General features: G+C 72.7%; 7 protein-coding genes. 5 read left to right on the top strand and 2 right to left on the bottom strand.

Annotation, left to right across the window (positions count from 1 at the left end; genetic code table 11):
- Positions 1 to 82 precede the first annotated feature (82 nt).
- From ACQKIP_RS33375 to ACQKIP_RS33355, 5 genes are all read left to right on the top strand, one after another.
- Positions 83 to 1,309: a hypothetical protein gene (locus ACQKIP_RS33375; RefSeq protein WP_427745009.1), complete on the top strand. Its 1,227-nt coding sequence runs from the start codon at positions 83 to 85 to the stop codon at positions 1,307 to 1,309.
- Between the two features lie 50 nt (positions 1,310 to 1,359).
- A complete protein-coding gene (locus ACQKIP_RS33370; RefSeq protein ID WP_365856128.1) occupies positions 1,360 to 1,914 on the top strand; it encodes a hypothetical protein in 555 nt (184 codons plus the stop codon).
- Complete coding sequence (locus tag ACQKIP_RS33365; RefSeq protein WP_365856130.1) at positions 1,911 to 3,182, top strand: MFS transporter; 1,272 nt, start codon at positions 1,911 to 1,913, stop codon at positions 3,180 to 3,182. Before ACQKIP_RS33370 ends, ACQKIP_RS33365 begins: the two co-directional genes overlap by 4 nt.
- A gap of 78 nt (positions 3,183 to 3,260) precedes the next feature.
- Entirely contained in the window at positions 3,261 to 4,889 is a 1,629-nt protein-coding gene (locus tag ACQKIP_RS33360) for a flavin-containing monooxygenase (RefSeq protein WP_365856132.1), read from the top strand.
- Positions 4,890 to 4,937: 48 nt separating this feature from the next.
- Positions 4,938 to 5,117 carry a DUF6480 family protein gene (locus ACQKIP_RS33355; RefSeq protein WP_365856134.1) on the top strand — a complete coding sequence of 60 codons (180 nt, stop codon included), beginning with the start codon at positions 4,938 to 4,940 and terminating at the stop codon, positions 5,115 to 5,117.
- Positions 5,118 to 5,162: 45 nt separating this feature from the next.
- On the opposite strand, the gene ACQKIP_RS33350 is transcribed toward ACQKIP_RS33355, so the two are convergent.
- Both ACQKIP_RS33350 and ACQKIP_RS33345 read right to left on the bottom strand, forming a co-directional pair.
- Complete coding sequence (locus tag ACQKIP_RS33350) at positions 5,163 to 6,428, bottom strand: NAD(P)/FAD-dependent oxidoreductase (RefSeq protein WP_365856136.1); 1,266 nt, start codon at positions 6,426 to 6,428, stop codon at positions 5,163 to 5,165.
- A 122-nt stretch (positions 6,429 to 6,550) separates the two neighbouring features.
- Complete coding sequence (locus ACQKIP_RS33345; RefSeq protein ID WP_365856138.1) at positions 6,551 to 7,537, bottom strand: MerR family transcriptional regulator; 987 nt, start codon at positions 7,535 to 7,537, stop codon at positions 6,551 to 6,553.
- Between the last annotated feature and the right edge of the window lie 327 nt (positions 7,538 to 7,864).

Here is a 7,864-nt window from a genome sequence, read left to right as displayed (position 1 = left end):
GCCTGACCCACGCCAGCCCCCCGCCGTGACGCTGACGACACTACTCGGCGGCGCACGGCCGTGACACCCCCTCAGATCACGCATGATAACCCTGCCCAGCCCGCATGTCGTCGACCGGGTCCGTGACATCCCGATCTACCGCGCGTCCGTCGACAGCGGAGACTTCCCGATCCTGGAGAAGACCGAGATCGCCCGAGGCTTCCCGGACAACTGGATGACGCCCGGCCTGGCCGCGGCGCTCGAGGCAGGCCAGGCGGAGTACGTCCTGTCGACCGGCACCAACCACGCCCGCATGCAGCTGATCCGGCCGCCGTACTTCCTGCTCCGCTCCTACTACCGGCTGTGGAGCGAACACCCCGACCTGCGGTCCACCTGGGAAGCGGGCGCCAAGCGCATCTCCCTGACCACCGTGCTCGCCACCGAGCACGTCGCCCGCGTCAACGCCAAGAAGCCGGGTGCGACGCCGGGAGAGCGCTGGCTCGACGACCGCACGCTCTACCTCAACACCACCCTCGACCCGGCCGACTGGGACCGGGCGGAGGTCCGCCGCATGCTCGCCGAGATCCGCGGCATCAGCGACGCCCACCCCACCGGCAGCTACCACCTGGACTGCTCGGGCTACCACCTCGCCCACCTCGTGCAGAAGGTGGAAGCCTGGGGGCTCTGGGACGAGTTCCCGCAGCCGGGCAGCATCGTCCACGCCTACGAGTACACCCCGCTGAACGTACGCGCCCTGCTCCACCGCCACTTCGACTGCCCCGTCGTGGACCTCTTCGGCAGCACCGAACTGGGCTACCTCTACTCCAGCGACCCCCGGACCGGCCGCTACCGCCCGCACCTGGACGACATGAGCATCGAACTCATCCCCGTCGCCCCCGGCAGCGGCATCCACTGCCTCATCGTCACCAGCCTGCGCAACCCCTTCATGCCGCTCGTGCGCTACCGCTCCGGCGACTGCGTGCGCACCTTCGACGGCTCAGCCGACCCCGAGCGCATCGCTGCCTTCTGCGGCCGGGAGAAGGAACTGCTCGACACGCCGGGCGGACCCGTCGCCCAGGCCGACCTCGACGCCTGTGTCCACGACGCGTCCGACCGCGTCTTCCTCGCCCAACTGCGCCTGTCCGAGACCTCCGACGACGCCGTCCTGCGCTACTCGACCTTCGACGGCACCCCGCTGGACGCGGCGCAGACCGGGCACCTCGCGGGGCTCGTCGGTGAACTCACCGGCCGCACCTGCACTCCGGAGCACCGCACCCACCTGCCGATCGGGCACTCCGGCAAGTACGTCTGGCTGGTGCGTCCCTCCTGACCGCCGCGCGCCGACCACCGTCCCCTCACGCCCGAACAGGACCCCGCCCCGTGACCACATCAGCACGTGTCGCCCCCACCGCCGAAGACCTCCTGGGCAGCGCCCTGTACGGGGAAGCCGTCGGGTACTTCACCGCGAAGACCGAACACCCCCGTGCGTACGTCGAGCACCAGGTGCGCGAGTGCCTGCGCTACCTGTACCTGGTCTCCCGCCACCCCGACCGGCTCGGCGGACTGTTCCTGCCGGTGGAGCAGGAGATCGACGAGATCTGGCACTTCCTCATCCTGCAGACCCGCGAATACCGCGAGCTGTGCGAACAGAGCCTGCCCGGCGGGCACTTCATCCATCACCGCAGCATCGCCTACACCGACTACCAGGGCGGCGAGAGCGGCGACGGCAGCGAAGGCGGCGAGCGGGCCGATGAGCGGCGCCGGGGCGCGGCGGAGGAAGCCCTGCGCTGGATTCCGCTCTACACCGCCGCGTTCGGCCCGTTCGACGAGGACGCGCTCCCGCACTGGACCATCGTCCGCTTCCTCCACCGGGAGATGGGCATGAGCCTGGCCGAGATCTCCGCCCTGAACGCCTCCGACGGGCCCGGCGCGTGACACCGGAGGTCCGCGCCGCGCAGGTCGCCGGCCCCGGGGTGCAACGCCGCATCCTGACCGTGCTCGTCGCCTCGCAGGCCCTGGGCGGCGCCGGAATGGCGGCGGGCATCACCGTCGGCGCGCTGCTGGCGCAGGACCTGTTCGGCTCCACCGGCCTCGCCGGACTGCCGGTGGCCCTGTTCACCGCGGGAGGCGCGCTCGGCGCCCTGCTCATCGGCCGCATCTCCGAGCGATGGGGACGGCGCCCCGGACTCTCCCTCGGGCACGCGGCCGCCGCCCTGGGCAGCATCGGTGTGATCGTCGCCGCCTGGTCCCGCACCGTGCCCCTGCTCCTGATCGCCCTCTTCGTGTACGGGGCGGGCACGGTCACCGGCCTGCTCGCCCGGTACGCGGGAACCGACCTCGCACCGCCCGGCAAACGCGGCCGCGCCACCGGCACCGTGCTCCTGGCCACCACATTCGGCGCGGTGGCCGGGCCCGCCCTGGTCGGCCCCACCGGAACCCTCGCCGAATCCCTCGGCCTGCCCCGCCTCAGCGGCCCCTTCCTGCTCGCCGCCGTCGCCTATACGGCCGCCGCCCTCGTCGTCGCCCTCTGGCTGCGCCCCGATCCGCTCCTGCTCGCCCGGAGCCACCACCGGGAAGCAGCCGAGCCGGCGGAGGGGGAGCGGCCCGTGCGCCGTATCGGACCCGGGGTCGTCACCGGAGCGGCCGTGATGATCAGCGGGCAGGTCGTGATGATCGCCATCATGACGATGACCCCGGTGCACCTGACCCACCACGGGCACAGCGCGGAGCTGGCCGGGGTCGTGATCGGTCTGCATGTGGGCGCCATGTTCCTGCCCTCGCCGCTGACCGGTCTCGTGGTGGACCGGATCGGAAGCCTGCCCGTGGCCGCGTCCTCCGGCGGCGTGCTGCTCACCGCCGGGCTCGTGGCCGCGCTCGCGCCGCCCGCCGGAGCCGTGGGAGCCGCCCTGCTCGGTACTGCCCTCGTGCTGCTCGGCATCGGCTGGAACATGGCGCTCGTCAGCGGCACCGCCATGGTCGCGGAGGCCGCACCCGCCGAGGCGCGCGCCTCCACGCAAGGTCTCGTCGACGTGGGGATGTCGCTCGCCGGAGCCACCGGCGGCCTGGTCTCCGGCCTCGTCGTGGCCGGCGGCGGCTACCCGCTCCTTGCCGTCTGCGGCGGAGTGCTCGCGCTCGCCGTGATCCCCTTCACGGCCCGCGCCGCCCGCCCGCAGCGCAACGCTCCCGGCGCGACCGCGAGTTGACACACCCCGCACCTCCTCAGTGGCGTACCCCGGCCCACGCGTGCCCCGCGGCCCGCAGCGACCCGTCAGGAGAACGGCATGCCCAGCGTCCCCCCATCCCCTCCCCGGGCCACCGGACCGCAACTCGACGCCGTCGTGGTCGGGGCGGGCTTCTCCGGCCTGTACCAGCTCTACCGCCTGCGTGAACTGGGCCTGTCGGTCCGCGTCTTCGAGGCGTGTGACGACATCGGCGGTACATGGCACCGCAACCGCTATCCCGGCGCGCGCTGCGACATCGAGAGCACGTCGTACTCGTACTCCTTCTCGCCCGAACTGGACCAGGAATGGGAGTGGAGCGAGCGGTACGCGACGCAGCCGGAACTCCTGCGCTACCTCCACCACGTCGCGGACCGCTTCGGCCTGCGGCAGGACATCACGCTGCGCACCCGCGTGACACGTGCGGTGTACGCCGAGGACGACCACCTCTGGGAGATCACCACGGACACGGGGGAGAAGCTCACCACCCGGTTCGTCGTCCTGGCCACCGGCTGCATGTCGGCCGTCAAGGATCCGGACATCCCCGGAGCGGCCTCCTTCGCGGGGCAGGCCCTGCACACCGCCGACTGGCCGCACGAGGGTGTCGATCTCACCGGCCGGCGGGTCGCCGTGATCGGCACCGGCTGCTCCGGCGTCCAGGCCATTCCGCTCATCGCCGAACAGGCCGCCGCCGTCACCGTCTTCCAGCGCACCCCGGTGTACGCGCTGCCCGCCCGCAACCGCCCGCTGTCCGCCGAGGAGAACGCCGAACTGAAGGCGCGCTACCCGCAGTTCCGCATCGCCCAGCGGCAGTCCAGGGGCGGCACCGTCTTCGATCCGCCCACCCGCTCGGCCCTGCACGCCGACGACGCCGAGCGCACCGCGACCTACGCGGCGGCCTGGGAGTCCGGCCTGCTCAGCGGCCTGCTGCGGACGTACAACGACATCCTCGTCGACGCGGCAGCCAACGAGACGGTCGCCGAGTTCGTCCGCTCCCGGATCCGCTCCATCGTCACCGACCCCGGCACGGCCGAGGCGCTGTCACCGCGCGACCTGCCCTTCGACACCAAACGTCCCTGCCTGGACACCGGTTACTACGCCACGTACAACCAGCCGCACGTCGGACTCGTGGACCTCGCCAAGACCCCGATCGCGGAGATCACGCCGAGCGGCATCAGAACCTCGGAGCGGGACCACGCCGTCGACGTGATCGTCTTCGCCACCGGCTTCGATGCCCTGACCGGCTCACAGGTCGCCGTCGACATCGTCGGCAAGGGCGGCACAACGCTCCGGGAGAAGTGGGTCGACGGCCCGCGCAACCATCTGGGACTCCTGTCGTCGGGCTTCCCCAACCTCTTCACCGTCATCGGCCCGCTGAGCCCGTCCGTGCTCAGCAACGCGGTGGTGGCCATCGAGCAGCACGTGGAATGGATCACCGACTGCATCGCACACCTGCGGGACGGCGGCCTGACCGAGATCGACGCCACCGCGGACGCCGAGGAGGAGTGGTGCGCCCACGTCGCCGGCCTCGCCGAGCAGACGCTCTACCCGGCCGTCGCCTCCTGGTACACGGGGGCGAACGTGCCGGGCAAGCCCCGGGTGTTCCTGGCCTACACCGGAGGCCTCGACCGCTACCGGGCCCAGTGCGACGCGGCAGCCGCAGACGGATACCGCGGCTTCGTCAGGACCTAGCCGGAACGCCGATATGCGCTGCGGCGCCCGCCGAGGGACGATGAGGGCATGACGGATTCACGTGTCCCTCCCACGGAGACGCCGCCCGTTGAGGGGTCGATCGCCGAGGCCCACCAAGAGCGGTCCGACGGCGGCCTCTGGGAGCACCCTTCCGTGTGGCTCGCGCTCATCGTCTGCGGCGCCGTCCTTATCGCCGCCTTCTTCGTCGCCCGCATCGCGGGACTCTGAGGAAAGGCGTCGCCTCCCGGCGGCGAGACGATCTGCCGGGCGCCTTCAGCGGCCCCGAACACCCCCCGAGTTCGCCGGATCCGCCAGCACCTCGCGAGCGGCCCGTGCCCCGGAGGCGAGCGCGCCTTGCACCGATCCGGTGGCCCGGTGATCCCCGCACACGTACCGTCCGGGTGCGAAGCGGGTCGTGCGGCTGAGCGGCCACGGCGGGCGCATCGCGGGCAGCGCGCCCGGGATCGTATAGGCGGCGATCAGGGTCCATGTCGAAATGTCCGCGCCGTACAGCTCGGCGAGACGACGGCGTACGGCGGCCTCCGCGCCGGGCGGGTCGCCGCCGAGCACCGAGGTGGACACCAGCGCGGCGCCCGGCGGGGCGTACCCGGGGGCGGCTTCGGTCAGGACGCAGGTGTTGAGGACGGCCAGCGTGCTGTCCGTCATCAGGGTCGGTTCGTGCAGCGGGGGCGTGTCGGTGGCGTGGTAGTAGGTGGTGACGGTCCGGCCGTCGGGTACGGGCAGGCCGGGCAGCAGGCGGGCGGCCGTCGTGGCGTCGGTGGCGACGACGACCCCGGCGGCGGGCTCTTCGCGTCCGTCGGCAAGCAGGACACCCTGGTCGGTGATCGCCTCGACCGGCGTCCCGAGGCGCAGAACGCCGGGCGGCAGGCCTTCGGCGAGCTGCGCCGGGACCGCGCCGATGCCGTCGGAGGGCAGGCACAGGGTGCCGCGAGCCATGCTGCGCAGCACGAGGTGGAAGAAGCGAGCCGAGGTCTCCAGATCGGTCTCGAGGAACACGCCCGACAGGAACGGCCGCAGCACGTTGTCGACGGCGTGGGCCGAGAGGCCTGAGCGCGCGAGTGCCTGTGCGGTGGTCCGGTCCTGGCCGCGGGTGATCGCCCGGGCCGGCAGGAGAGTGTCGCGTGCCGCCAGGGCCCCGAGGGCGGCGAGATCGCGGCTGCCCAGAGCCCGCCCCGGCAGCAGCTGGGCCACCTCCCGGGGGCGCCGGGTCGGGTCGGTGAGCCGGACGGTTCCGGTGGGCGTGTGCGCGAGGAGGCCGGGGGTGAAGGGGCGCAAACGCAGCCCGCGCAGGTCCAGGCGTCGCTTCACCTGGGGGTAGAAGGTGTTGAAGACCTGGAATCCACGGTCGAGTCGAAAGCCGTCACGCCGGTCCGTGCGCATGCGTCCGCCGACCGCGTCGGAGGCCTCCAGGAGTGTGACCCGCTGTCCGGCGCGGGACAGGTCCAGCGCGCAGGCGAGCCCGGCAAGTCCCGCACCGACGACGACGGTTTTGGGGGTCGACAGATTCTGAGAGGCCATCAGCTGTCTCCTCGTTTGGTGTGTGGGTCGGCTGCCGGTGGTATGCCGGTCCGCTGCCGCCCTGCGGTGTCGCGCGGGCGGCGGGCCGGCGGTGGGTCAGGATGCCACCGTGAGGGTCCGTCTCACCGCGTGACAGGCCGACGGGCGTCATCGGTTGCCGCCGTCCGCAGAACCGCCAGGGCTTCGGCAAGGCCCGGCGGCCGTGGCAGCCCGGTAACCGCTTGACCGGCCCAGCCGGGTCCGAGCGTCAGCACGAGCGGATGCCTGCGCGCGCCGCGCACGCCCCACTCCATGGCCGCCACGTGCTGCGCGAGGGGACGGCTCGCGGTGGTCCGGGACTGGGACCACAGCCCGATGGCCGCGGGGCCGGTCCTGCGTACGGCTTCCACCAGTGCCTGGGTGGGCATGGCCGCGCCGAACATGCGCACCGGCAGGCCCTGTTCGGCCAGGGCCGCGGCCAGCGCCTCCAGCGGCAGCGTGTGGGTCTCGCCGGGCACGCAGGCGAGCAGCGTCACCTCGGCCCCCTGCCCGGCAGGAACCGGCGGGGTGCTGCGGCGCAGGGCACCCGACACATGCCAGGACAGGAAGTGCTCGACCTCCACGTACTTCTCGCCCGAGGTCTCCCACTTGCGCCCCACCGCCTGGAGCGTCGGCATGATCACCTCCTGCCAGGCCGTGACGAGGCCGTGGTCGGCGATCGCCGCGGCGAGCAGGTCGTCCACGGCAGGGGCGTCGAGCCGCAGCGAGGCCCGGGCGAGGCCCTTGCACTCCCGGCGCGCGTCGCCGAGCTGCAGTCCGGCGCCCGTACGGCTTCGGACGGGCCGGGGCCGTTTCCGGGCGGCGGCGGGCACCGGCGGCAGCCGTGCGCCGTCGCGGGCGATGCGCGCGGCTTCGGCCGGTGGCACCCCGGTCATGGTCAGCGTGCACATCCGCTCCAGGCGCGCGATGTCCACGTCGGTCCAGCGGCGGTGCCTGCCGCTGGTATGAGCGTCGGGGCCCAGGCCGTAGCGCTGGTCCCAGGAACGCACCGTGGTGGGGGCGACGCCGAGGAGCCGGGCCACCGCACCGGTTGACAGGCCCGCGGCCTTGTCGTGCTCGATCGTGCTCACCGACTCAGCGTACGACGCACAACCGACGCGTGTTGCCTGCGTCGTTTGTGCGTCCAAGACTCATGGCAGGACCGAGGACGCGTGACGGGGCCGAGCCGGGTGCACGACAGCCGGTCGAGGCACCTCGGCACAAGAACTCGGAACTTCTCGTCCCGCGAACGCCGCTGCGCAGGAGGACCAACCCCATGAGCGCGACCGTGCAGACCTCGCAGCGCCCCCTCGTGCCGGCCGGGCGGACAACCCGGGACGACGAGCTGGCCCGCGGGCTGCTCGGCGCCGACGAGCAGGCGTTCGCCGCGATCTACCGGCGCTGGAGCCCCTGGGTGC

The sequence above is a fragment of the Streptomyces sp. NPDC059900 genome (genome assembly GCF_050270335.1).
In the GTDB taxonomy this organism is placed as follows: domain Bacteria; phylum Actinomycetota; class Actinomycetes; order Streptomycetales; family Streptomycetaceae; genus Streptomyces.
Note: the sequence above shows the minus strand (reverse complement) of the source record. Positions and strands in the feature narration are given on the sequence as shown.